Annotated in this window: 28 protein-coding genes and 1 tRNA gene; 17 read left to right on the top strand and 12 right to left on the bottom strand. The window is 55.7% G+C overall.

Going from position 1 to position 24,598, the window contains the following annotated elements; translation table 11 throughout:
* Window positions 1-93 precede the first annotated feature (93 nt).
* The 3 genes from KOE80_RS03290 to KOE80_RS03280 are packed head-to-tail and all read left to right on the top strand — an operon-like array spanning window position 94 to window position 3,040.
* Window positions 94-1,653 carry a nitrite reductase gene (locus tag KOE80_RS03290; protein ID WP_226348352.1) on the top strand — a complete coding sequence of 520 codons (1,560 nt, stop codon included), beginning with the start codon at window positions 94-96 and terminating at the stop codon, window positions 1,651-1,653.
* Between the two features lie 13 nt (window positions 1,654-1,666).
* The gene (locus KOE80_RS03285) at window positions 1,667-2,011 is read left to right on the top strand and encodes a c-type cytochrome (protein WP_026483439.1); all 345 of its coding nucleotides are present in this window, start codon (window positions 1,667-1,669) and stop codon (window positions 2,009-2,011) included.
* 48 nt (window positions 2,012-2,059) lie between these two features.
* Complete coding sequence (locus KOE80_RS03280) at window positions 2,060-3,040, top strand: bifunctional precorrin-2 dehydrogenase/sirohydrochlorin ferrochelatase (RefSeq protein ID WP_009461227.1); 981 nt, start codon at window positions 2,060-2,062, stop codon at window positions 3,038-3,040.
* A 308-nt stretch (window positions 3,041-3,348) separates the two neighbouring features.
* Here the strand turns inward: KOE80_RS03280 and nirJ are convergent, their stop codons facing one another.
* From nirJ to cobA, 7 genes are read right to left on the bottom strand one after another with little or no spacing between them, the layout of a single operon-like run.
* On the bottom strand, window positions 3,349-4,482 hold the full coding sequence (nirJ, locus tag KOE80_RS03275; protein ID WP_226348351.1) for a heme d1 biosynthesis radical SAM protein NirJ: 1,134 nt from the start codon (window positions 4,480-4,482) through the stop codon (window positions 3,349-3,351).
* Window positions 4,483-4,484: 2 nt separating this feature from the next.
* Complete coding sequence (locus KOE80_RS03270; protein ID WP_226348350.1) at window positions 4,485-4,982, bottom strand: Lrp/AsnC family transcriptional regulator; 498 nt, start codon at window positions 4,980-4,982, stop codon at window positions 4,485-4,487.
* Between the two features lies 1 nt (window position 4,983).
* Window positions 4,984-5,469, bottom strand: coding sequence for an Lrp/AsnC family transcriptional regulator (locus KOE80_RS03265; protein ID WP_060185206.1), 486 nt, complete (start codon window positions 5,467-5,469; stop codon window positions 4,984-4,986).
* The gene (locus tag KOE80_RS03260; protein ID WP_230940549.1) at window positions 5,462-6,457 is read right to left on the bottom strand and encodes an Lrp/AsnC family transcriptional regulator; all 996 of its coding nucleotides are present in this window, start codon (window positions 6,455-6,457) and stop codon (window positions 5,462-5,464) included. The genes KOE80_RS03265 and KOE80_RS03260 overlap by 8 nt, the downstream gene beginning before the upstream one ends.
* Window positions 6,438-7,598 (bottom strand): cytochrome D1 domain-containing protein, encoded by a 1,161-nt coding sequence (locus KOE80_RS03255; RefSeq protein WP_226348348.1) that lies wholly within the window; start codon window positions 7,596-7,598, stop codon window positions 6,438-6,440. Before KOE80_RS03255 ends, KOE80_RS03260 begins: the two co-directional genes overlap by 20 nt.
* Entirely contained in the window at window positions 7,595-7,918 is a 324-nt protein-coding gene (locus tag KOE80_RS03250) for a c-type cytochrome (RefSeq protein WP_226348347.1), read from the bottom strand. The genes KOE80_RS03255 and KOE80_RS03250 overlap by 4 nt, the downstream gene beginning before the upstream one ends.
* A gap of 50 nt (window positions 7,919-7,968) precedes the next feature.
* Entirely contained in the window at window positions 7,969-8,751 is a 783-nt protein-coding gene (cobA, locus tag KOE80_RS03245) for a uroporphyrinogen-III C-methyltransferase (protein WP_226348346.1), read from the bottom strand.
* 574 nt (window positions 8,752-9,325) lie between these two features.
* Here cobA and KOE80_RS03240 point away from each other — a divergent pair.
* From KOE80_RS03240 to KOE80_RS03175, 14 genes are all read left to right on the top strand, one after another.
* A complete protein-coding gene (locus KOE80_RS03240) occupies window positions 9,326-9,598 on the top strand; it encodes an HU family DNA-binding protein (protein ID WP_003799450.1) in 273 nt (90 codons plus the stop codon).
* A gap of 91 nt (window positions 9,599-9,689) precedes the next feature.
* Window positions 9,690-9,765, top strand: a tRNA-Val gene (locus KOE80_RS03235).
* A 317-nt stretch (window positions 9,766-10,082) separates the two neighbouring features.
* Window positions 10,083-10,292, top strand: a complete 210-nt coding sequence (locus KOE80_RS03230) for a cold-shock protein (RefSeq protein WP_042481232.1) — start codon at window positions 10,083-10,085, stop codon at window positions 10,290-10,292.
* A 225-nt stretch (window positions 10,293-10,517) separates the two neighbouring features.
* Window positions 10,518-10,790: a hypothetical protein gene (locus KOE80_RS03225; protein WP_226348345.1), complete on the top strand. Its 273-nt coding sequence runs from the start codon at window positions 10,518-10,520 to the stop codon at window positions 10,788-10,790.
* A 151-nt stretch (window positions 10,791-10,941) separates the two neighbouring features.
* Entirely contained in the window at window positions 10,942-11,961 is a 1,020-nt protein-coding gene (locus tag KOE80_RS03220) for a sulfate ABC transporter substrate-binding protein (protein ID WP_060185199.1), read from the top strand.
* Window positions 11,962-11,986: 25 nt separating this feature from the next.
* Window positions 11,987-12,901, top strand: coding sequence for a sulfate ABC transporter permease subunit CysT (cysT, locus tag KOE80_RS03215; RefSeq protein ID WP_035274669.1), 915 nt, complete (start codon window positions 11,987-11,989; stop codon window positions 12,899-12,901).
* On the top strand, window positions 12,898-13,785 hold the full coding sequence (gene cysW, locus KOE80_RS03210; protein WP_226348344.1) for a sulfate ABC transporter permease subunit CysW: 888 nt from the start codon (window positions 12,898-12,900) through the stop codon (window positions 13,783-13,785). Before cysT ends, cysW begins: the two co-directional genes overlap by 4 nt.
* 18 nt (window positions 13,786-13,803) lie before the next feature.
* Complete coding sequence (locus tag KOE80_RS03205; protein WP_026483423.1) at window positions 13,804-14,901, top strand: sulfate/molybdate ABC transporter ATP-binding protein; 1,098 nt, start codon at window positions 13,804-13,806, stop codon at window positions 14,899-14,901.
* A 221-nt stretch (window positions 14,902-15,122) separates the two neighbouring features.
* Window positions 15,123-15,926 (top strand): energy transducer TonB, encoded by an 804-nt coding sequence (locus tag KOE80_RS03200; RefSeq protein ID WP_413228917.1) that lies wholly within the window; start codon window positions 15,123-15,125, stop codon window positions 15,924-15,926.
* 9 nt (window positions 15,927-15,935) lie between these two features.
* Entirely contained in the window at window positions 15,936-16,793 is an 858-nt protein-coding gene (locus KOE80_RS03195; RefSeq protein ID WP_226348343.1) for a MotA/TolQ/ExbB proton channel family protein, read from the top strand.
* A gap of 2 nt (window positions 16,794-16,795) precedes the next feature.
* Window positions 16,796-17,296, top strand: a complete 501-nt coding sequence (locus KOE80_RS03190; protein WP_226348342.1) for an ExbD/TolR family protein — start codon at window positions 16,796-16,798, stop codon at window positions 17,294-17,296.
* An 87-nt stretch (window positions 17,297-17,383) separates the two neighbouring features.
* Window positions 17,384-18,064, top strand: coding sequence for a response regulator transcription factor (locus KOE80_RS03185; protein WP_009461744.1), 681 nt, complete (start codon window positions 17,384-17,386; stop codon window positions 18,062-18,064).
* Between the two features lie 39 nt (window positions 18,065-18,103).
* Entirely contained in the window at window positions 18,104-19,243 is a 1,140-nt protein-coding gene (locus KOE80_RS03180) for a sensor histidine kinase (protein WP_035272863.1), read from the top strand.
* A 54-nt stretch (window positions 19,244-19,297) separates the two neighbouring features.
* On the top strand, window positions 19,298-21,133 hold the full coding sequence (locus KOE80_RS03175) for a potassium transporter Kup (RefSeq protein ID WP_226348405.1): 1,836 nt from the start codon (window positions 19,298-19,300) through the stop codon (window positions 21,131-21,133).
* 117 nt (window positions 21,134-21,250) lie between these two features.
* Here the strand turns inward: KOE80_RS03175 and KOE80_RS03170 are convergent, their stop codons facing one another.
* The 5 genes from KOE80_RS03170 to KOE80_RS03150 form a co-directional block, all read right to left on the bottom strand.
* Entirely contained in the window at window positions 21,251-21,628 is a 378-nt protein-coding gene (locus KOE80_RS03170; RefSeq protein WP_035272861.1) for a hypothetical protein, read from the bottom strand.
* A gap of 197 nt (window positions 21,629-21,825) precedes the next feature.
* The gene (mnhG, locus tag KOE80_RS03165) at window positions 21,826-22,242 is read right to left on the bottom strand and encodes a monovalent cation/H(+) antiporter subunit G (protein WP_021446503.1); all 417 of its coding nucleotides are present in this window, start codon (window positions 22,240-22,242) and stop codon (window positions 21,826-21,828) included.
* On the bottom strand, window positions 22,239-22,520 hold the full coding sequence (locus KOE80_RS03160) for a K+/H+ antiporter subunit F (protein WP_009461751.1): 282 nt from the start codon (window positions 22,518-22,520) through the stop codon (window positions 22,239-22,241). Before KOE80_RS03160 ends, mnhG begins: the two co-directional genes overlap by 4 nt.
* Window positions 22,517-23,002: a Na+/H+ antiporter subunit E gene (locus KOE80_RS03155; RefSeq protein ID WP_052159474.1), complete on the bottom strand. Its 486-nt coding sequence runs from the start codon at window positions 23,000-23,002 to the stop codon at window positions 22,517-22,519. Before KOE80_RS03155 ends, KOE80_RS03160 begins: the two co-directional genes overlap by 4 nt.
* Window positions 23,003-23,007: 5 nt before the next feature.
* Complete coding sequence (locus KOE80_RS03150; protein WP_235332520.1) at window positions 23,008-24,588, bottom strand: monovalent cation/H+ antiporter subunit D; 1,581 nt, start codon at window positions 24,586-24,588, stop codon at window positions 23,008-23,010.
* Window positions 24,589-24,598 lie beyond the last annotated feature (10 nt).

Here is a 24,598-nt window from a genome sequence, read left to right as displayed (position 1 = left end):
TAATCCGTATCCATACCTTCTCAGTAAAAAATAACAATCGTTATAGTTTGTTTGGTCTTGCCCTTTAGCAAGGCAATTGTTGGAGGTAATGGAATGTATAGAAAAATGATGACCCTGGCCTTCCTGTCTACCACCGTCAGCGCGGCTTTGGCGGCCCCGACGGAAGAGCAAGTTCGGGTAGACAACTTGTTTCAGCAAAACTGTGCGGTGTGTCACGCAGCCGACCGGGGAGGGTATATCGCTCCGGGCCTGCACAGTGATCGCCTGGTTCAAAGTGAGATTGCCTTGCGCGGCACCATCATGACCGGGATTCCGGATACCTTGATGCCACCTTTTGTCGGACGCTTGCCCGACGAGGACATTCGCGCGTTGGCCAAGATGATCAAGAACGAGCCCGTGGTGGAACGCACTTGGGATATGGATCAGATACGTGCCAGCGTGAAAGTGCTGGTAGACGAATCCACCTTGCCCGGCAAACCCAATTACGAGATCGATTCCGTCTACGACTTGATGGTCATCATGGCCCGCGGGCGTTATGGGCGGGGCGATGGTTCCAATCAGGCTCGTGCTGTTTTCATCAATGGCAAGAACAACCAGAAGGTGGGTGAAATTGCCACGGTTGGCGCGCCACACATCATGGAATTCAGCCCCAGCAACGAGCGCTGGGGATACCTGAAAAGTGATGATGGCCACGTCTACAAAATCGACTTGTACACCTTGCAGATTGTTCGTCAGGCCAAGGTGGGGCTGACTGGTACGGGTATTGCCTTATCCAAAGATGGCAAGTGGCTGGCACTGAGTTCCTTCGTACCCAACAGCATGGTTATCCTGAAGGCCGACACCCTGGAACCAGTGAAATATATCGCTCTGGAGGGCGAGGACCCGGACGGCAATTTCATCAAATCCGCCGGTGGTCCGATTATTGGTAGTCGTATCAATAACAAGTTTGCATTGACACTGCGCCAAGCCGGGCAGATCTGGATTATTGATCCAGACAAGCCGGATATGCCGGTCACCAAACTGGCCAAGGTCGGCCGCATGTTGCACGACACCTTCCTGACGCCGGATGGTCGCTATTCCATGGTGGCTTCTTACGACGACAACAAGTACGTGGCCATCGACCTGAAGGACGACAAGGTGGTACGTGACATTCCGGCTGGCTGTCAGCCCCACGCAGGCTCGGGTGCTGTCACGGAAGTGAACGGCCGCATGCTGGCCTTCGGCACCAATATGGGCACCTGCAAGTTAGGCTCTGTGGTTACTGCCTGGGATGTCAAAGACTTCTCTGTGGTGAAGCAGATTCCCGTTGCCGGAGCCACCGAATCCCCCGCCGCCCATCCTAATGCCCCGTATGTGGCGGTGGACATTATCGACAAGGACAAGCGCGCTTCCTGGATTCAGCTGATCGATAAAAACACCTTGTCCGTGGTGAAGACTTTGGACGTGGGTGGTCATGCCTTCTTCCCCAACTACAACCGCACGGGCGATTACCTCTACGTCAGTTCGGGTTACTGGGGGGATCGCTTGAAGATTTACGACAGCCGCAGTCTGGAGCTGGTAGCTGAACACAAGATGGAAAGCCCATCGGGCATTTTCTCGCGTGCCCGTACCCGTTGGCTCACCATTGGTCAGCCTGAAACCCAAAAATTCTAAGCAAAGGAACGTCATGAAAAAGCTTTTTATGGGTATGGCTCTTGTGGGCCTCTTGGGTTCCAGTGTCGCTTTGGCAGCGGACAAACCAGTGGGTTTACAAGGCTCGCATGGGCAGTCGCAACTATCGGCCCAGGCATCGTCCATGCTGCCTTTGTGCGCGTCCTGCCATGGGCTGGAAGGTGTCAGCACGGAGGGTATGTATCCCAACCTGGCAGGGCAGAAGGTGGAGTATCTGGTCAAGCAGCTACAGCAGTTCAAATCGCGAGAGCGTAACGATCCCATCATGAGCCCGATGGCCGAGCCTCTCAGCCCGGAAATGGTGAATGAACTGGCTGCCTACTTTTCCAGCCTGAAGTAAGTGTGAACCGGGCGCCAGTGTCTGCTGGCGCCTTAAGGATGTCGTGCAATGAATGTGTTTCCCTTGTTCTTCAATCTGACCGGTAAGGCGGTTGTCGTCGTAGGTGGCGGGACGGTTGCGGAGCGTAAAGTTCGGCTCTTGCTGCGTGCAGGCGCGCGAGTCACCGTCGTCGCACCGGAGCAAACCTCCTGGTTGAGGGCCAGTGCTCAGGCGGGTGCTTTAAGCAGCTTGTTTACTTCCTTTGTTGCCGAGCATATCCACGAGGCCTGGCTGGTTGTTGCAGCAACTGGACGGCGCGAGATAAATCGCATCGTGGCTCAGGCAGCCGACGCCTTGCGTCTGCCCTGTAATGTGGTCGACGATGGGCATCTGTCTACCGTACAAGTCCCTGCCATGGTCGACCGTTCGCCCTTGATGATTGCGGTCTCCTCTGCAGGTTCAGCTCCTGTACTGGCGCGGCGTGTTCGGGAGTGGATAGAAAGCGAGCTGCCTGAGTCAGTAGGGGACTTGGCCGGTTTGCTGGCTCGCCGCCGAGCCGATATCAAACAGGCTTTCCCCGAGGTACATACCCGTCGTCATTTCTTTGATTACGTACTAGATAGTCCTATCCCCGATCTCCTGGCGCAAGGCAAGGCTACGGAAGCGCTGGCAGCCTTTGATGCTGCCTTGAGGACAGAAACCCCTCAGCAGCATATTCAGGTCACCATTTTGCCTATCGCCGACTTGGAGGCAGTGGACTTGCTGACGCTGCGCGCCTTGCGCAAATTGAACCAGGCAGATTGGGTCTTGTACCTGCCACTGATTTTGCCTGCGATTTTGGAGAAGGCACGTCGTGATGCCCGTTTGATGGCCTTGGATCAGGCGGGGGTGGTCTTGCAAGACACCTTGTTGAATCGTGATTTCTGGGCACCCCTGTGCCAGTCCTGGGTGCCAGGCGAGCGCATCGTGATTGCCTGGAAGTCATCGTGGGATGTACAGCCTTTGGTTGAGCTGTTGCAGCAGCAAGGCTTGATCTGTGAGCTGGCCTAGGTGCGCTATCAGCTTGCTTAGGTGAACTGTGTGATGAAGAACTAAGTGAAGTGTTGTTGTTGTTGTTGTTGTTGTTGAGTGAGGCAAGATCGCTTGCCTCACTTTTTTTGGCCTTTCGATTCAGGTCTGTTTAGTCTGGTGCTTGCCGCCTGTGGTGTCTTGATTCTGTACGTGTTTCCCCACAGCAGTTCACCTGATTCTATTGGGGCGCTGAGTGTTGTGTTGAGGCTTTAGAAGGCAGGGGGGGGAGCCGTAGTTCCAGAACTGTGGCTGAGTAAAAAAGCTCTAGCTAATCGTTTGGAAAGTCTTCAGACAGTGATTTCCTGATCGTTGAGATAGCATCCCGGATCCTCTGCCCACACATTGCCTGTGCTTTTTTCTGCCCGAGTGCGCGTATTGCCATTACAGATATCCAGGTAGGCACAGCCAGCACAGCGCCCCTGTACAGGCCTGGGTCGTTGACGCAGCCCTGTCAGCAAGGGATCTTGATCGTTGGACCAAATCTCCGAGAAAGGCCGTTGCAACACGTTTCCAAGGCTGTAATGCCACCACATGGTGTCGGGATGAACATTGCCACGGTTATCGATGTTCGCAATTCCTTGGCCGGAGGAATTGCCTCCCCATTGGCGCAACATAGTCAGAATTTTGGGAGCTTGCTCGGGGTAATGCCGTCGCACCCAGTGCAGAAAGAAAACACCGTCAGCATCGTTGTTGCCCGAGGTGAACTCTTTGGGTTTGCCGGCTTTTTGATAGGTCATGCAGGTTGTGAAAAGCTGCTCCATAGCCTGCCGGGTGACGGCGTGGTGACTGGACAGGGCGCGGTTGCCCAAACCCCGACCTGCATAGTTCAAATGAGAGAGATAAAAGCGGTCGATTTGTTCCTGCTCCATCACAGCCAGCAGGCCATTTAGATCAACTGCATTTTCTTGAGTCAGGGTAAAGCGCAGGCCTACTTTCAACTGTTTTTCACGGCATAGTCTCAAGCCGTGCAAGGAGGCTGCGAAGGCTCCGTCCTCTCCACGAATTCGGTCATGGCGGGCCTGCAAACCGTCCAGGGAGATGCCTACGTAGTCAAAGCCGCAGTCGGCAATCTGATCAATATTTTGCTCAGTTATCAAGGTGCCGTTGGACGATAGTCCTACGTACATGCCCAATGTTTTCGCACGTCGGCCCAAGTCGTAAATATCTGGGCGCAGCAAGGGTTCGCCGCCGGACAGGATCAGGGCGCGTACACCGAATTGATGCAGGTCATCCATGACAGTGCAGACTTGTTCGTAGCTCAGCTCGCCAGGGAAGTCCTTGTTGGTAGAGGCAGAGTAGCAGTGGCTGCAATGCAGATTGCAACGACGTATCAGATTCCAGATCACCACAGGGGCCTTGCTGACGCGTGTCGGCGCAACAGGAGAGTGCAGGGCAGCAACAAAACGGGATATCCGGAACATGCTCAAGGCCTCCGTAGACGCAGGCCGGTCTTTTTAAGAATGGCCGTGGAAAACAAAATATCGTGATCGTGCAGGACGCCAGGAAAGCGCTGCGATATTTGCAGGCTGATGCTCTGTGCCTGGGCACGTACCGTGTCATGGTCCTTGCCATGCAGCATGGCGAACAGGTTGTACGGCCACTGGGGTAGACGACGCGGACGACGATAGCAGTGGCTGACTCCGGCTTGCGAGCCTAGCCATGTACCGACTAGGTCCAGCTTGTCGTCCGTGATATTCCAGACGCACATGCCATTGGCTACGTAGCCCAGAGCATAGTGATTGGGGATGGCTGCAATGCGCCGTATCAAGCCTTGGTCCAGCATGGTTTGAAACTGCTTCATGACATAAGCTTCGGATACACCTAACTCTTGCGCCTGTTTTAGGTAGGGCTGTGGTTCTATCGCCAAGCCCTGCTGCGAGGCATGGATCAGTGCGGTATAGGCAGGATTCAAATGCACCATATCAAAGCTCCAGTTTCAGGCTTAGGGCATATTCCTGCTCTTTGGGAAAGGCAAAGACGGGCAAGCCGGTTTCAGCTTCGATTGTCTTCAGGCAGGATTCGATGTCTTGCGGTGTCGCCGTGGCCAGTACAAACCACATATTCAAGGCATGGGCGCGCCGGTAATTGTGAGCGACTTCAGGATGGCGGTTGACGGCTATGACGGTACTGTCCCAGCGTTTTTCCGGTACGGCCATAGCGACCAGGCAATAAGCACCGCCTAAAGCCTCGATCTGAAAGAGGGGCCCAAAGCGGGTCAATATCCCGGATTGGCGCAAGTGCTGGACACGAGCAATCAAGGCAGACTCGCTCAAGGCAAAATCAGGTGCCAACTGTGCAAAGGGGCGGGAGCAGATGGGGAAACCATCTTGCAGGCGATTCAGAATGTGGCGATCGGTGTTGTCCAGTTCAACCGGCGCATGCAATGGTGGGGGGTGATGATCAGTCATGACGAGACGGGCTAAGTAGTGCGCCTCGTTGTTTGAAGCAGCGAGTGGAGAACAACACTTCCTGCGGGAGCTGACCCAAGTCAAAACGATTATTCAACTCCGCATGGTGTGTCAGTACGTCCTGACGGTTTTTGCCATGAATCATGCAAAACAGATTGTGATTCCAATGTGGCGGGCAGGGCTGCCGCTGATAGCACAGCGTGATGCCGTCTTGCCTGGCCAGCTCCTCGCCTAGGGCATCAATGCGATGCTTGTCTACCGTCCAGACACACATGGCATTGGCTTGGTAGCCCAGTTTTCGATGGCGCAGGACCACGCCAAATCGCCGGAATATGCCTTGTTCCAGAAAGCCGCGTAGCTGTTGCAGCACTTGTTTCTCGCTGATCTGTACTTGCTCTGCCCAAGGCTTGAAGGGGTCGGCTTGAATCTTCAAACCTTGCAAAGAACACTCCAGCAGTTTGCGTTCAGTACTGCCTAATGCGGGCAGTCCCTTGCTGGGCGACAAGGGGCTGGTGCTCTTGGTATGTGGGACAAGGCTAAACCCCAGGTCAATGTGATAGGCCCGGATCATGGGCAAGGACAAGGGCAACAAGCCAGTATGTTCAGCGATGTGCTCCAAGGCCGCCTGCCGTTCTTGTTCATTCGCACAGGTCAGCACAAACCAGAGATTGATGGTGTGTTCGCGCTCGTAGTTGTGGTTCACGGCGGGCAGGGCACTGATCCAGTCTGCAACCGTGTTCAGATCCTTGGCGGGCACATGCATGCCCACCAAAGTGCTGCTCATACAGGCAGGGTTCAGTACTGGCCCGATACGGCTGAGGATGCCTTGGTCTTGCCAGCGTTGCAGGTAGTCCATCACGGCTTGTTCGCTAAGCCCCAAAAGCAGTCCCAGCTTGCGGAACGGTCGGGGTTCCAAGGGGAAGCCATGTTGCCAGGCGTTCAATAGTTGAAAGGCAGAAGGGGAAAGATCAGAAACCAATGCGACCACTCCGATGCGTAAAAAACACTCCACTCGGGTGCTGAATATCCAGGCTGTCCAGACGCTTGAAATTGTGGGTGTCGTACACACTGACCTTGTTGTCGTCTCGCGCTGAAATCCAGACAGCCTCACCCTTGGGGGTGAATTCCATGTGGAGAACGGCTTTGCCTACGTCCAAGGTTTGAACCACTTCCAGGGTGGCGACATCAATTACCTGTACCTTGTCGTTGTCTGGAAAAGCGAAGTTCACCCAGACCTGACGGCCATCGGGCTGAGCCATGACAAAAACGGGTTGTCCATGAACCGGAATGCGAGTTTTCTCTTGCCAGTTCACGGTGCTGGCGACCAGAACCTCATGGCGTCCAATAGCTGGTAAAAACAAGTCCTGACCAGCCAAGGACCAGCCCCGTAGATGCGGCATTTTGTAGACGGGCAGGGCGGTCTCTCCCCGGCCATAGCCTTGCAAGATTTTTTGGACTCCCCTTTCTGGGTTCCACAAATCCAGCATGGCCAGGGCATCCTCGCCAAACAGACCGGCAATGTAGTAACGCCCATCTGGAGTGACCATGGCATCGTAGGGCTGGCGACCCGCTGCAAAACGTCGTGTTGTGGGGCGTAAGGGGTCGGACAGGTCGGTCAGCCAGATTTCACCTGCTTCGAACAAGGAGTAGGCAAATTGCTGATTGGGTAAGTCAGCCAGACCAACCACTTTGGCGCGTTTGTTGGGGGCGTAGTAAGACGGAACTTCACTTATCAGGGCCAGGGTGTCCGCATCAAAAACCTTGATGCCACCCGGTTCGTAGTTTTGCACCACAATCAGCTTGCCATCCTGGGAGATGGCGCCACCTATGGCATTGCCGGACTGAATGATGCGATGGACTAGAACTTGTTGAAGCAGGTCCACTTTGCTCAGGCCACCGTCCCGCCCAAAGACATAGCCATAACGCCCGTCACGTGAGTAGGTGATATGGGCGTGGGACAGATCACCCAAACCTTCAATTCGCGCCAAGCGGCTACGATGACTGGTTTCAACGACAGCCACACTGCCTGTCGCACGCTCTACAACCAGCCCCAGGTCATTCGTGCCGCGTAGTGGGTTGGCACAGCCGCTTAAAGCGACAAGCAGGCCCAGAGTCATCAGTGCTTTCATGGTGCTGCATCCGATTCATGGAGAAGAAAATGAGCCAGCCAGAGACTTTCTGCTGGCTGCAAGAAGCGGTTCCAGGCAGGCATGGCTGTTCCGGGACGCCCCTGCATGATCGTCAGGGCGATCTGCTGTGCGCTTTGGTCTCGCAAGGCGTTAGCCGTTAAAGCAGGCCCCAAGCCTCCTTTCAGGAGCAAGCCATGACATGAGCCGCATTCTTGATGAAGCAGCGTTCGTAAAGAGGCTTGCCGCTCCGGTGTCAAAGCTGTTTCATCAGCAGCGGCTTGTTGTGGCCAAAGAAGGGAGAGCAGCACGGTTAGCCACATGCTGCCAAGAAGTTGCCTGCCACTGAGTTTGAAAGGGAGGTGCAAACCTTTCACATCACGGCCCAGGAGGGTTCGCAGGCCAGGGCATCTTGCGTGTTTGAGGCGGGTTGCGGGTAATCCGGATGCAACTGCACCACCTGGCCGATAATCAACAAGGCCGGGGGACTGAAGGTTTGCGCAAGCTGTGGAAGTGTTTGCAAAGTACCCAAGCCCCAGCGCTGGCTTTTAAGCGTGGCATCTTGTGCCAAGGCGATAGGCGTATGCGGGCTGCGCCCATGTTGAATCAAGGCCTGGGCAATATGGTTGCAATTGGCCATGGCCATGTAGAACACCAGCGTACAGGTGGGGTCAGACAAGGAGGCCCAGTTCAGTTCCAGCCCTTGGTTGTCGCGCAGGTGCCCGGTGATAAAGCGCACACTGCTGGCCAGCCCGCGATGGGTCAAGGGAATGCCTAAAGAAGCTGCACAGCCTGTAGCCGCTGTAATCCCGGGTACAACTTCAACCTGGACTCCATGTTGTTGCAGGTACAGCTGCTCTTCGCCTCCACGGCCAAAAATAAAAGGATCACCGCCTTTCAAGCGGACAACGTGTTGATGGGTTCGGCTCAGCGACAAGAGCGTGTCGTTGATATCGTCCTGCATGCTGGGCTTGCACGCGGCAACTTTACCGACGTCATGCAAGGAGGCCTCAGGATTGATGCAGCTCATGATGGCGCGGCTGACCAGACGGTCATAGACCACCGCATCTGCATGTTGCAGCAGGTATAAAGCGCGTAGTGTGAGAAGTTCAGGGTCGCCAGGTCCCGCCCCAACCAAATAAACCTTGCCGTGCATCGCTGCGCTCCTTGACGGTAGCAAGTACCGAAAGACAGTCAAACAATGCAGAAAATTGTAGGAGGGCAGGCCGCTTCGATATGGGCATGGTTGGTGTTCAGTAGAGGGGTGCAGAAAGGAAGCTTCTGGCTCTCAGACAAGAAGGTAGGGTGGGGCTAAGTGCGAGGCATATAAGGAAATTTATGCGAGCGACGGCCCGCAGAGTCGCTGATGGACGTGCGTAAGTGCTTGAAAAAATGTTCAAAAACGCAGTATCAGCCGGCTAATTTTTTGGGGTTTCAAAGCCCAAATAACATATTTGAGGCAGCCTGTTAAGTTTCTCGATGCAAAATAGGGAAAGTCCTGCAACTTGTATCAACAGTGAGCAATGATGCGGGTTACAGGGGTTTTTTTGCTTGACACGGGTATTAAACGAAGGCTTAATACGCGGTAGCCAACCGGGGCACTTGTGCGCCCGGTAGCGATGACAGACGGTAGTGCTTGCTTGCCCTGTCGTTTGTCACTATTAAGTCTGACCGCCACAAACTGGTTCCCGCTGGGGGCCCGTAAAATAATTTTCAGGGGTATTTTCTCAATGAATAAAACCGAGCTTATCGAATTCATTTCCACCAAAGCCGATCTGTCCAAAGCTGACGCTGGTCGTGCACTGGATGCGTTTATCGATGCCGTGACCACCACGCTGAAAGAAAAAGATACGGTTACTCTGGTTGGTTTTGGCACCTTCGCTGTGTCGGAACGCGCTGCCCGTTCGGGTCGTAACCCACGTACCGGTGAAACTATCGAGATCGAAGGCGCAAACGTGCCCAAGTTCCGTCCCGGTAAGGCTCTGAAAGACGCTGTGAATTAATTTTTAAATTAATTTACGCAAAAGACTTGCAAAAAAAATTCTTTGGTCCTATAATTCTTTTTCTTCACAAGAAGAACAGCATCACAGAAATGGGTGCTTAGCTCAGCTGGTAGAGCGGCGCCCTTACAAGGCGTAGGTCGGGGGTTCGAACCCCTCAGCACCCACCATTTCTTTTGCTAGTCGAATCAAGCACTTAGGTAAAACTAAGTGCTTTTTTTGTGCCTGTTTGTTTTGTGTATCAGGCCAGTTCGGAGCAGCGCTGCTTCTCTGATGCGGGCACTTTTTCTGCCAGATTTTCGTCCTGAAAGCCTGTAAGCGTTGGTAAGTGCCCCATTTGAGCGGCACAGACTTGTGATTCCTGCGCGCAAGCCATAAAGTCAGAGGGTGACCCAGCTGTTTAGTTTGTAACAGTGCTATCTATATATGTGGATAGCGTCCATAGTGTGTCCAGGGACATTTTTCCCCTGATTACTTAGGACATACATTGAAAACAGAAATTGGTATCGTGAAGTGGTTCAATAACGAAAAAGGCTTCGGCTTCATCATGCCGGAGAGTGGTGGTAAAGACCTCTTCGCGCACCACAGTGAAATTCAAGGTTCTGGGTTTAAATCTCTTGATGAGAACCAACGAGTTTCCTTCGTTGCGGGCGTTGGCCAAAAAGGCCCATGCGCTACCCAGATCCAAATCATTTGATCCCGTGCTTGCCTGACTAGGCAAGCGTAGCGTTGATCAAGTTAGGCCGGACCCTTTGAAACATTGGGTTCGGCTTTTTCCATTCTGCTTATCTGTTCCGAGACAGGCTAGGGCCGGGATGGTTTCGCGTCTTAGCCAAACTGGTTGCTGCTTTTTTTTTACTCTTGAGCGCAGCAACTATTCAGGTAACACTACGCCTTGTCGATATGCGGTCCTCGGGTCTTCATGAGCAAACTACTCTCTTGCCTGTCTCCTCTTGCCACCTTGATTCTGGCATGGCTGGCCTTTATGTTTCTTTTGTTTTTCCCGCCGCTATGGATCTTGTGGCCTGTGCTGGTCGTGTGCCTGGGTTGGATCAATTACAGAGGGATACGTTACGCATTGGGCAATAGTGACAAGTCCAAGCCCTGGCACCTTTGGTTCAATGTAGGCGAGTGCCTGTTTGCGGCGATTGTTCTGACTTTGCTGGTCCGTGACCTGAGCGTTCCTGCTTCCTGATTCCTGGCCCCGTACATGCCTTGATTAGGCAGCCATTTCCGCCCCCTCCATCTCCCCGCTATATCTAACCAAAGAATCGGTATTTAGCCGGGTGTAACACCCTTGCTAGACTCGTTCTCATTGCTTGGAAATGGTTTCTAGGGGATGGGAAATGAAGCGGATTCAACAGAAGTGGAAGGGCGTTCGGGCAGGGGCTTTGCTGGCGTTGGTGCTGGCGGCGGCAACGGCTGTTGCAGCCGAGGTCAGCATTCTGAATGTTTCGTACGACCCAACGCGTGAACTGTACGCTGAATTCAACAAGGCTTTCCAGGCGCATTACAAAGAGCAAACGGGTGACAGTGTAGTCATCCGTAGTTCCCACGGTGGTTCCAGCAAGCAGGCCCGTACCGTGATTGATGGCGTGCCCGCTGATGTGGTGACGCTGGGTATTTCTTCCGATATTGATCAGATCGCTCAGTCCGGTTTGCTGGACAAAGGCTGGCAGGCTCGCCTGCCGGACAACAGTACGCCTTACACCTCCACGATTGTCTTGCTGGTGCGCAAGGGTAATCCCAAGGGGATTCACGACTGGAACGACTTGATTCGCTCTGATGTAAAGGTGGTTACGCCCAATCCTAAAACTTCGGCGGGGGCACGTTGGAACTATCTGGCGGCCTGGTTGTACGCCTTGAAGCAAGGCAATGGGGATGAAGCGCAGGCCCGTGACTTTGTGGCCAAGCTGTATCGCAACGTCAGCGTGCTGGATTCCGGTGCGCGTGGATCGACCACAACCTTTGTGGAGCGGGGCATTGGCGATGTATTGATTGCCTGGGAGAACGAGGCGCTCTTGTCCGTCAAGGATCTGGGGCCGGATCGCTTCGATATTGTGGTGCCTTCCAGCAGCATTCTGGCCGAGCCGCCTGTGGCGCTGGTAGATGCCAATGCCGCCAAGCATGGCACGGAAAAAGTGGCTCAGGCCTATCTGGAATATCTGTATAGCCCGGAAGGTCAGGAAATTGCCGCCCGTCATTTTTACCGTCCTCGCCTGGAGTCGGTGGCCGCCAAGTACCGCGATCAGTTCCCGGCGTTGAAACTGTACAAGGTTGACGATGAGCTGGGCGGTTGGACTCAGGTTCAGGCCAAGCACTTTGCGGATGGTGGCGTGTTCGACAGCATCTACTTGAGCAAGTAACCCCACTATCACCGAGGACCGTTCGATGTCACAGGCTCGTCTTTGGGGATTTCTGCCCGCTGCCCGCAAGCAGCGGGCTTTGCCAGGCTTTGGCTTGACCATGGGTTTGTCCATCAGCTATTTGAGCCTGATTGTTCTGATCCCCTTGTCTGCTGTTTTGCTCAAGACCACCTCCATGGGTTGGTCGGCCTTTTGGGAAACCATCAGTGCTGCGCGCGTCTTGGCTTCCTTGAAACTGACCTTTGGGATGGCCGCTTTGGCGGCGTTGATCAATGGTGTATTTGGCTTGATTCTGGCCTGGGTCCTGGTGCGTTACCGCTTTCCCGGTCGTCGCATTGTGGATGCCTTGATTGATCTGCCCTTTGCCTTGCCAACGTCGGTAGCCGGGATTTCCTTGGCAGCGATTTATGCGCCTACCGGCTGGATCGGCTCCTGGGCTGAACCTTATGTTGGGCAGATTGCATTTACCCCTTGGGGGGTGCTGATCGCCCTGGTTTTTATTGGGCTGCCCTTTGTTGTGCGTACCGTGCAGCCGGTTCTGGAAGAGCTGGAACAGGAGCAGGAGGAGGTCAGTGCTTGCCTGGGGGCCGATCGCTTCCAGACGGTCACCAAGGTGATTCTGCCCGCTATCTTGCCCGCCTGCTTGACGGGCGTAGCGCTGGCTTTTGCCCGTGCGGTGGGTGAGTACGGTTCCGTGATTTTCATTGCCGGTAATGTCCCTATGGTTTCGGAAATTACACCCTTGCTGATCGTGATCAAGCTGGAGCAGTTTGACTATGCCGGAGCCTCGGCGCTGGCCGTTTTGATGATGGTGCTGTCCTTCATTATCCTGCTGGCGATCAATCGCTTGCAGTGGTACTTGCAGTCGCGTCATTCGGGCCAGGCTAGTGGCAAGGCAGCCAAGGTGGCAGCGCCTTTGACTTTGGAGGGCGCACGATGAGCAGCCTGACGATGGATTCCTCTGTGCAGGCGGTGCCGGTACATACGGCGCGCTTGCGGGCGGCGCAGGATGAAGGTCCGGCCGTCAAAGCCCTATTGATTGGCATTGCCTTGGTGTTCTTTGTGCTGTTCTTGCTCCTGCCTTTGATCCTGGTCTTCATGACGGCTTTTAGCCGGGGCATCATGCCGTATCTGTCCGCCTTGAGCGAGAGCGATACCTTGCATGCCGCCAGCCTGACAGTTCTGGTTGCCGTGATTGCCGTGCCTTTGAATATCGCGTTTGGCCTGGCAGCCTCCTGGGCGATTGCGCGTTTTGAGTTCCGTGGCAAAAGCATTCTGACGACGCTGATCGACCTGCCGTTCTCGGTATCACCTGTCATTGCCGGTTTGATGTTTTTACTGATTTTTGGTCGCCAAGGCCCATTTTGGGATTGGCTGGACGCTAATAACATTCGTATCGTATTTGCCTTGCCCGGTTTGGTTTTGGCGACTTTGTTTGTCACTTTTCCCTTTGTGGCGCGTGAGTTGATTCCGCTGATGCAAATGCAGGGCAGCGAAGAAGAGCAGGCTGCGCGGGTGTTGGGGGCCAATGGCAGGCAGATGTTCTGGCGGGTGACTCTGCCCAAGATCAAGTGGGGCCTGCTGTATGGCGTGATTCTGTGCAATGCCCGTGCCATGGGTGAATTTGGGGCGGTGTCGGTGCTCTCGGGCCATATACGGGGCCAGACCAACACGCTGCCCTTGCATGTAGAGATTGAGTACAACGACTATCACACGGTGGGCGCTTTTGCGGCGGCTTCGGTGCTGGCGGTCTTGGCTTTACTGACGTTGGCGCTTAAATTGTGGGCCGAGCGCAAAATGGTTCAAGACGGTCATCGTGGATGATCGCATTCGGAGTTCATTATGAGTATCGAAGTTCGTCATCTATCTAAACAGTTTGGTGCGTTTACGGCACTGGGTGATGTGACATTGGATTTCCCAGCGGGCGAGCTGGTGGCTTTGCTGGGGCCGTCGGGCTGCGGCAAGACGACCTTGCTGCGTATCGTGGCTGGCCTGGAACATGCGGATGCGGGTCAGGTGCTGATCAACGGCAAGGATGTGGCTGCTGTGGGCACGCGTGATCGCCAGGTGGGTTTTGTGTTCCAGCACTATGCCTTGTTCCGCCACATGACGGTGTTTGAAAACGTCGCCTTTGGTCTGCGCATCAAGCCACGCAAGCAGCGCTTGCCCGAAGCTCAGATTCGTCAGCGTGTGCACGAGCTGTTGGAGCTGGTGCAGCTGGATTGGCTGGCCGATCGCTACCCGGCGGCCTTGTCGGGTGGCCAGCGGCAGCGTATTGCTCTGGCACGTGCCTTGGCGGTGGAACCGGGTGTCTTGTTGCTGGACGAGCCTTTTGGTGCCTTGGATGCCAAGGTGCGCAAGGAACTGCGTTCCTGGCTGCGTCGTCTGCATGATGACCTCCATATCAGTACCTTGTTTGTGACGCACGACCAGGAAGAGGCCATTGAAGTGGCTGATCGTATTGTGGTGCTCAATAAAGGCCGGGTTGAGCAGGAAGGTGCTCCGCAGGATGTCTATAACCATCCAGCCAGTCCATTTGTGTATGAGTTCCTGGGGGCGGCGAATCGCTTGCCGGGTCAGTTCCAGCATGGACGCTTTGTGGCTGATCCTCAGTTGGGACAATTCGAGTCCAATCAGGCCTTGAACGCTCAGGATGCGGGGCAGGGGCAAGCAGTTGGCTATGTGCGCCCGCATGACCTGGATTTACAGCGCCAATTGGATGGCCAGGGCATCGTCGTGGCCGTGCAGCGCATTATTCCCTTGGGGGCGACAGTACGGGTTGAACTGGCCTTGAACGAGGGCGAGCGTGCTTGGGAAGCCGAGTTCGATCATCAGCGTTGGTCGCAGCTGGGCTTGCGGCCGGGTGAGCGGGCTTTGGCCTTGCCACGCAAGTTCAGCGCTTTCCCTATCGAGTCTCAAACCGAAGCGCGATTGTCCTGATTTTTTGCAAATTATTCGCAACAGGCTGACCCTAGGTCAGCCTGTCTGCGTTAGTATCTGGAGGTTTTTTGCAGGGCGGATTGGAGCAGGAAATATTACAGGAATTTAGTATTGAGAATCATTCCTGTTTCTGTTAAGATTCGATACTTCACTGGGCATCCTGTCCGGTCCCGTCATGGTCCATGCGGGTTGCAGAATGTGTAGAACGGATTATGACCGGAATTGCTTCTCAAAAGAATAATCGCTCGATGCTGGCCTTGAAGGCAACTGGTTTGGCATTGGCACTGGGATTGCACGTGGGTGTCGTGGCTACCATCTTGTGGACGGAAACCCCCAAGATTGTGGGTGAACCCGCCCCCATGGATGTTGTTGGGGTGACTTTGGTGGAAGTGTCGGAGTCCCCGGTTCAGCAAGAGCAGGTCAGTGCCCCTCCTGAAGAGGTGGTGGCCGAGCCGGAACCTGAGCCCGAACCCGAGGTGGAACCGGACCCCGAGCCCGAGCCAGAACCGGTTGTTGAGCCGGAACCCGAGCCAGAGCCTATCGTGGAAAAACCTCTGATTCCCGAGCCGCCCAAGCCCAAACCAAAACCCAAGCCGAAACCCAAGCCCAAGCCACAGCCCAAGCCCGAGGTCCCACCGGCAGAAACACCGCAGCCTGCTCAACCAGCCGCTCCTGCCGCTCAAGCAGGTCCAGCTACGGACAATACGTCCTCCCAAACTGCCGCCCGTTCTACGGATGGTGATCGGCCCAAGCTGATTGGTCGTGTGGATTATTTGGGACGTCGTCCTGTGCCGGTGTACCCCCGGGCTTCCGAGCGCCGTCGTGAGCAGGGCCGCGTGGTGGTTCGTGTAGTGATTTCAACCCAAGGAACCGTGCTGGAAGCCAAAGTGCAAAGCTCCTCAGGCTATGAACGTCTGGATGAGTCGGCACTGAAAGCAGTACGCACAGCGCGTTTTAAACCGTATACGGAAAATGGTGTGGCCTATCGTGCCATGGCCGATATTCCTTTCGACTTTGTTTACTAGGATATATCAATGATGCAGGAACTATTTCAAAGCGTATGGGTAAGCCTGGCACAAGTTGCAGGGCCTGTTGCAGATCAGGCTGCCGCCAGTGTTGCTGCCGCTGAGGAAGCGACCGGGGTGCTGCACTTTATCCAGCAAAGTGATGTGGTCGGCAAGACCTTGTTCGTGATTCTGGCCTTGATGTCGGTTGCCAGCTGGTACCTGATCATCCTCAAAGGCGTGTTGTCCTTCCGCCTGAAGCGCCGCTCGCAAGGTTTCATGCGCGAGTTCTGGTCCGCCAGTTCCCTGGAGCAGGTTGAAAACGAAATTGCCACCCACGGTGCCCGCGATCCGTTCAGCCACCTGGCCAGTCACGCTATTCACGCTCAAAAACACCATGTGAAATACGGCGCCATGCGTCTGGAAGAGAAAGGCTCTACCGATGCCTTTGTCTCGCGCATCATGCGTAAAGTCATGGACGAAGAAACCGCCAAGCTGGAAAATGGCCTGACGCTGCTGGCTTCGGTGGGTTCTACCGCTCCGTTTGTGGGTCTGTTCGGTACGGTTTGGGGTGTGTACCACGCCCTGATCAATATCGGTCTGTCCGATGGCGTAACCCTGAACAAGATCGCCGGCCCTGTGGGTGAAGCCCTGGTGATGACCGGTCTGGGTCTGGCCGTGGCTATTCCTGCCGTGTTGGCTTACAACGCGTTTGTGCGTACCAACCGCGTTTACCTGTCCCAGCTGGACGCGTTTGCTCACGACCTGTTCACTTTCCTGACCACAGGCCAGCCAGTGCAAGATAACCAACCTGTTCTGCGTCGTGTCCCTAGCTCGGGCGGTGGTGCAGCATCGAGCTCGGCAGCGGCTGCCAAGCGGGAGCACTAATCATGGCTTTTGGCAGCTTTGATAATCGCAATTCGGGCTCTGCGCTGTCCGAAATCAATATGGTGCCGCTGATCGACGTCATGCTGGTGTTGCTGGTGATCTTTCTGATCACCGCTCCGCTGCTGTCGCACTCCATCAAGATTCAGCTGCCCCAGGCGACGTCCGAACCAGTTCAGCAAGATCCCAAGACGATTGATCTGGCGATTGATGCAGAAGGGCAGATTTTCGTGAATGAGCAGCCTGTGGCGCTGGAAGACTTGACTGCCACGCTGGCCCCTTATTCCAAGGATCAGCCTCAGCCTGAATTGCGTATCCGTGCCGATACCGATACTCGCTACGAAACCCTGGCCCAGGTCATGAGCCGCTCCAAGGCTTCCGGCCTGACCCGTCTGGGTTTCATCACCCGCCCAGGTCCGACGACCAAGGCAGTGGGTGACGAGGGCGAAGCCAAGGAAGGCGCCGTCGCCGACCAGAAGGCCGTCGAGCCTAAACCTGCTCTGTAATTCCAGGTTCTTCTTCGTGTTGTTTTTTCTGGCCCCTCGCTTTGCATCTGCAACGCGAGGGGCCAGTTTCGTAATAAAATCCCCCGAATGCGTGTACTAGTTATCGAAGACGACGCCATACTGGGCGCCGCACTGCAGGAATTTCTCAACGATCAGGGCTACGCTGTTGACTGGCTCCAGGAAGGCGAAAGTGCCTTGAAGGAGTTGGCCGCCCAGGTCTACGATCTTCTGCTCCTGGACTTGAACTTGCCCGGCATCAGTGGCCTGGATGTGCTGCGCCAATTGCGCCAGCAGGGCAACGCCATTCCCGTTCTGATTCTGACTGCGCGTGATGGTGTGGATGATCGTGTCGGCGGCCTGGATGCCGGTGCTGACGACTACCTGATCAAACCTTTTGACCTGTCCGAGCTGGCCGCCCGCGTGCGTGTTTTTGGCCGCCGCCGCAGTGGTCAGGTACAGCCCATTATTGATGTGGGCCCCTTGAGCTTTGATACCATTGGCCGCGAGCTGCGCTGTGCCGGTCAACGTGTGACCTTGTCGGTGCGCGAGCTGTCCGTACTGGAAATGCTGATGATGCGCGCGGGCCGTGTGGTCACCAAGCAGCAAATTATCAACTCCTTGTCTGCCTGGGATGCCGATTTCAGCGACAATGCGGTCGAAGTCTACGTGTATCGTTTGCGCAAGCGCCTGGAAGGCACCGGGGCTGTCATACAGACTGTGCGCGGCTTTGGCTATTTGCTCGATGTGGAGAGCGTGGCCGGAGCATAACGGCAGCCCGTGCCCGCTGCCTGAAACCTTAGGTCAACCATGCCCGATCAGCATCTTTCTCCAGCGGTAAAAACCTCCTTGTTGCGAGGCTGGCTGGAGCGCTTTCTTGCTCCCGGTTCTTTGGCCCGCAAACTGATGGGCCGTCTGTTTCCCCCGATTTCCATTCTGGTGGTGCTCGACTTGAGCGTTACCTGGATACTGACGCGCCGCATGAGCCTGGAAGACTGGCTGCTGCGCGATATTTTCTGGACCATGGCGCTCAGTCAGGTCTTGCTGGTCAGTCTGATTGCCTGGGTGCTGCTGTCGGGGATTCGCTCGCAGCTGGCGTCCATTGATGATTTGTCACAACAAATCCGCAACCGCTCCGATGACGACTTCGAGCGCCTGGATGCCAGCGCCTTGCCTGCTGAAATAGTGCCGCTGGTGGAGCACTTTAACGAATTGCTGGAACGTCAGCGTGATACGCTGCAGGCGCAAAAGCGTTTTATTGGTCACGCTGCGCATCAGTTGCGCACACCCTTGACGGGCTTGCAGTTGGAGTCCGAGCTGATGCTGGCAAGGCCTTTGCCAGAAGATATCCGCCAACGGGCCGAGCGCATCAAAAGTGTCTCGGACCGCATGATTCGTCTGGGCCAGCAGTTGTTGGTGCTGGCACGTACTGATGCGGACACCAATATTAAAGACAGCTTTGTGCGTCTGGACTTATGTGAATGGGCGCGCGAGGAGGGCGGTGACTGGTTCTTGCAGGCGCGTCAGCATGGTGTGGAAATCCATTTGCTGGCACCTGAAAAGCCGGTCTGGATTGATGCTGCCCCCGTGCTCCTACGGGAGTTATTGTCCAATCTGATGGATAACGCCTTGCGCTACGGGCAAGGAACAGATCGCATCGTCTTGCGGGTGGCCAGTAATCCACCCTCCTTGTCGGTGGAAGATCACGGGCCGGGCATTGAATCCAGCGAGCAGCAGCGGGTATTTGAAGCGTTTTATCGCTCCCCCGGCACACAAGCAGGAGGCTCCGGCTTGGGTTTGGCCATTGTGCAGGAAATTGCCCGTGCGCATGGCGCCTGGTGGAGCTTGATGAGCCGTCCTGATTTTCCAGGCACTCGCATCACCATTGTTTTTCCCGGTCCGCGTATTGGTGCGCGTCTGACCCGGCACGACACTTTGATTGGAAACTAAGCCTTGAACACAGCAACAGAAAACCCCAAAAAAGCGGCTCAGGCCGCCTTGCTAATGGGCGCTTTAGGCGTGGTGTATGGCGATATTGGAACCAGCCCGCTCTACACCATGAAAGTGGCCTTGAGCGCCTACGGACAGCCCGGTGCCGAACAGGTCTATGGAGTCTTGTCCTTGCTGTTCTGGCTGCTGACTCTGGTGGTCTCCATCAAGTACGTCACAGTGGTGTTGCGTCTGGACAATAAAGGTGAGGGAGGCACGCTGGCCCTGATGGAATTGGCGGCACGCGGCATTCAGGGACCACGTCGGCAGATTATTGTGGTGCTGGGGCTGATTGGTGCTGCCTTGTTTTATGGGGACAGCATCATTACCCCGGCCATCTCCGTGATGTCGGCGTTGGAAGGCATAGGGATGGTGTCTCACGTGCTGGACCCTTGGGTCGTACCTTTGGCCCTGGGCGTCTTGCTGGCCTTGTTTCTGATCCAGTCCCATGGCACGGGTACCATGGGTAAGTTGTTCGGCCCCATTATGTTGACCTGGTTTCTGGTGCTGGGTGGCTTGGGTCTATGGCGTGTTATTGAGCATCCCCAAGTTTTGATGGCGCTGGACCCACGGTGGGCCGTGGCTTTTATTGCTGACGCTCCCTGGCAAACCTTTTTGCTTTTGGGGGCCTTGGTCCTGGCCTTGACGGGGGCCGAGGCCTTGTACGCCGATATGGGCCATTTTGGCCGTCCTTTAATTCGCAAAGCCTGGTTCATGATTGTCATGCCCTGCCTGGTCCTGTGTTATTTCGGCCAAGGGGCATTGTTGATTTCCGATCCGGCCGCCATTCGTAATCCGTTCTTCTTCCTGGCTCCCAACTGGGCCTTGGTGCCCATGGTGATGCTGGCAACGGTTGCAACGGTGATTGCCTCCCAGTCCGTGATATCCGGGGCGTTTTCTGTAACTCGCCAGGCGGTGCAGCTTGGCTTCTGGCCGCGTATGGTGATCCAACATACTTCGGCTAAAGAAGAAGGACAGATCTACTTGCCGCGTGTGAACTTGCTGCTATGCGTGGCGGTGATGATTCTGGTCCTGAGCTTTGGCTCCTCGGATCGCCTGGCCCATGCTTATGGCTTTGCAGTCACGGGTACCATGTTGATGACCAGTTTGCTGGCTCTGGTACTGCTGCCGCGCCGCGCTAGCGGAATCAAGCGCTGGGCCTGGCTGGGGCTCCTGGGTGTTTTCCTGATTCTGGACATATTGTTGTTCTCGGCCAATGCGCTCAAGATTCTGGAAGGCGGCTGGCTGCCATTGCTGGTGGGGGCTGTGCTGTTGGGCTTGATGCTGACCTGGCGCCAGGGACGAGCCGCTTTGCACGAACGTCTGCTGGAAAACAAGCAGCCGCTAAAAGAGTTTTTGCTGAGCCTGGAGGAGTACGCTCCCACCCGTGTACCAGGGACGGCGGTGTTCATGAGCACCATTCCCGACTCGGTCCCTCCGGCCTTATTGCATAACCTGAAACACAATAAAGTCCTGCATGAACAGGTCCTGTTCTTGACCGTAACCAGTGCCGGTGTGCCTTACGTTCCTTTTGGGGAGCGCTATAGCCTGCAACGTTTAAGCCGAGGCAGCTGGCAGGCGGTGGCTTCCTGGGGCTTCAAGCAAGAGCCCAATGTGCCGCAATTGCTGGAGCAGATCGCGCTGGAGCACCCGGAGCTGAATCTGGAGCCTATGCAGACATCCTACTTCCTGTCGCGTCAGACGGTGATGATTCAATCCCGTCAGCCCTGGTACTTGGGCTGGCGTCGTCGCTTGTTTGCATTCATGGCGCGTAATGCCAGCCGTAGCACGCGCTTTTTCAAGATCCCGCCTAATCGCGTGGTGGAGATGGGGATACAGGTGGAGCTGTAGGTGGAGACATTCGCAGCTGCAGCTAGCTATTGCAGCCAGTAGAAACAAAGAATGGGCCTTTTCAAGGCCCATTCTTTTTATCTGGCTACCTATTATGAATAGCCGTGTTTTCTGCGTTTACTGAGCAGGCACCACAGTCGTGGTTTCGCGAAGGATACCGCCGCCTTCCACGCTACCGCGTACCGTTGTGTCCTGGCCGGTCATGGATTTCAGGCAGTCTTGCTGGCGGTCAGCGGGTAAGCGATGGCAGCGCGCTTGCCGGTTGGCATCCAGATTGTGATCGCGTTTGTCCAGCTTGTGATGGCGCTCGGCTTGCAGCGCGGCACCGGCTTCGCGACGGCAAGTGGTGCGCTGGTCTCCTTTGAATTGCTCACAGCGCTGGATGTCGTGTCGGTAGTCTTGGGACGGGGTTTGAGCCCAGGCAGCAGAGGACAGCAAACCCAGGCTGAGCAGGCCGGCACTCAGAATTCGGGATGGGCGTGTAAGTAGACTCATCGATCTCACTCCTTTACTTGCTAAGGGAATCACCGGCTTGGCGAGCACTGTTACGAGCAGGTATGAGTAGCAGGCCGCAAAGCCCCAAAAGCGACTGCGTATGGGGCAATTCCCGATACGCAGTAAACACTTACTAGTATAAGTGGAGCAGTTGCAAGTGAGGGTAATAAAACTTGTCTAAACCCTCACGGCTTGACTTAGGTCTTATCGCTGGCTGGTGGTTGAGCCAAATCTTTGGGCAGAGGCGCTTTATGTGGCATGTCCAGATAGCCTGGCTCGTCCGGGCCATATTCGGCCAGACGTTGGCGATGCTCGCGTTTGATGGCAGCGCGCATCAGAAAGATGGCGGTGACCGGCGAGGTAATGATCAAGAGCACACTCAGGATGAGCGGATGCAGAATGGGACGGCTCATCAAGTGGCTGGCGCTGATGGCGACGGCCAGCACCATGAAAAACGTACCCAGCGTGTTCCCCATGGTGGGGGCATGGATGCGTGAATAAAAGTGTTTGAAGCGCAGCAAGCCAGCCGAACCCACCAGGGCCACGATGCCGCTAAGAACCAGCAAAAGGGCAACCGGGACAGCCAGCCACCAAGGTAGTAAAGGCGTATTCATGGCTCGATCACCTCGGCACGCAGCAGGAATTTCGCCATGGCTGCCGAGCCTACAAAACCAAACAGGGCAATCAGCAAGGCGATATCAAAGTACAGGGTAGAGTCAAAACGGATGCCCAGGGCCAGCAAGGCCAGCATACCGTTGATGTACATGGTGTCCAGCGCCAGCACGCGGTCGGCGGCAGAGGGGCCTTTAAGCAGGCGGATGACGGCGCAGCCCATGCCCAGGACAAAGCAGCCCAGGGCAAACTGACAGGCCCAGTAAACAATGTCTATCATTGGAAAATCTCCAGTAGCGGTCCTTGGTAGCGCTTCTGAATAGTGTCTAACCAGACCTGTTCGTCTTGCAGATCCAGAATGTGCAAAGTCAGGACACGGGTCTCGTAATCGAAGCCGGACCAGACAGTACCTGGGGTGTAGGTAATGATGCACGCCAAGGCTGCCAGACCATGTGGGTCAGTCAGTTGCAACGGAATGGCCAGAAAGCCCGGACGAGGTGCTTTGCTGCCTTTCAGAACCAGATGGCCAACGGCAATATTGGACAGCACAATGTCCCAGGCCACTTGGCAAATCAGTTTCAAGGCCAGAAAGGGGTGGCGGATGCTGGCCTTAACCGGACGAAATGGAATGGCTGCCAAGCTCAGGGCGATAGCCAGGAACAGGCCCAGCACCACGTAACCGGCCGAGAGCGAGTCGTTCAGCAGTAGCCACAGGCCAAGCAGCAGCAAGGGCAGGAAAAGATGTTTGGTATAGCGTCGCATCAGAATCACTCCGCTTGAACAGAACGTAGCGGGTTCTGCCGCAGGACGGACCCTATATAAATACGGGGTTCGTCCAGTTGCTGGGCTGTTTGTTCCAGGTAGGTGGTGATCGGGCCGGCATACCAGCTCAAGATCCCGCAAGCCACAATAATGCTGGCAATGGGAGCAGCTTCGATCAGCTTCAGGCGGGGAATCGTCAGGGAACTATTGCTCCAGAACAGACGAATGCCCACACGTACCATGGCGATCAAACCGGCTACGCCGGAAATCAGCACGGCAGCGGTCAGAATCCAGGCGTTTAGAGGCTCTGGCGATTGGCCCGAGGCTTTCAGCGCGGCTGTCAGCAAGGACAGCTTGGCCACAAAACCGGACAGCGGTGGCAGGCCCACAATCAGCAAGGCGCAGGCAATAAAGGACATGCCCAGGAACACCATCACGCCAGGGATAGCCACACCTACCACGTCATCGCTATTGTCTTCGGACTCCGGGTCGTCCAGGTCAAAGACCTCCTGACTGACGGCCAGCAGGTCGGCACCAAAAGGTTTGGTACGGCTAACCAGTTCCAGCAGCAGGAAGAAAGCACCCAAGGCCAGAACGCTGCTGAGCATGTAGTACAGGGCAGGGCCGGTCAGGATGACGCCGGGCATGCCCAAGGCGGCCAGCAAGGTGCCGGAAGACACGATGATGCAATAACTGGCCAGTCGTTCGGGTTGCTGTGCGGCCATGACACCAATAGCGCCGAAGGCCAGCGTGGCGATCCCGGCGGGGAACATCCAGGCCACGCCAAAGGCGGCAGGTGCCCCCGTAGGCAGTAGCAAGGAGCCGATACGCAGCAGTGCGTAAATACCCACTTTGGTCATGATCGCAAACATGGCAGCGACCGGTGCACTGGCATTGCCATAGGCATTGGGTAGCCACAAGTTCAAGGGCCAGGCGGCGGCCTTGATCAGAAAGGCAATCCCCAGAATGGCCATGGCCGATTCAAATACCAGACGATCCGAATCCGGCATGGAGCCAGCACGCAGAGCCAGATCAGCCATGTTCAGGGTGCCGGTGACACCGTAGACCAAGGCGATGGCAATCAGCAGCAAGAAGGAGGAGATCAGGTTGACGGCAATGTAATGCAGGCCGGCACTGACGCGGGCCGCGCCCGAACCGTGCAGCATCAGACCATAGGACGCGGCCAGCAGAACCTCGAAGAACACAAACAGGTTGAACAGGTCGCCGGTCAGGAACGCGCCGTTCAGGCCCATCAAGAGCAGCTGGAACAAGGAGTGGAAATGCACCCCCACGCGATCCCAGCGTGCTAGTGAATAGAACCAGCAGCAAAAGGCCAGCACATTGGTCAGCACCAGCAAGAAGGCGGCCAGCCGGTCCACGACCAGCACAATCCCGAAGGGAGCGGGCCAGTCACCGAGCAGGTACACACCGACGGACTGCGGCCAGATCGGATCCAGTGTGCCATCGGCCAGCAACAGCAGGTAGACCGCGCAGAACAGTTGAGCCAATAAGGAGCTGAAAGCGATCAGCAGCTTGTAGTGACGGCGCTTGTCGCGCAGCATCACCATCAGGGCCGCGGCCATCATGGGGATGGCA

The sequence above is a fragment of the Alcaligenes sp. 13f genome (assembly GCF_020496585.1).
Taxonomy (GTDB): Bacteria; Pseudomonadota; Gammaproteobacteria; order Burkholderiales; family Burkholderiaceae_B; genus Alcaligenes; species Alcaligenes phenolicus.
Note: the sequence above shows the minus strand (reverse complement) of the source record. Positions and strands in the feature narration are given on the sequence as shown.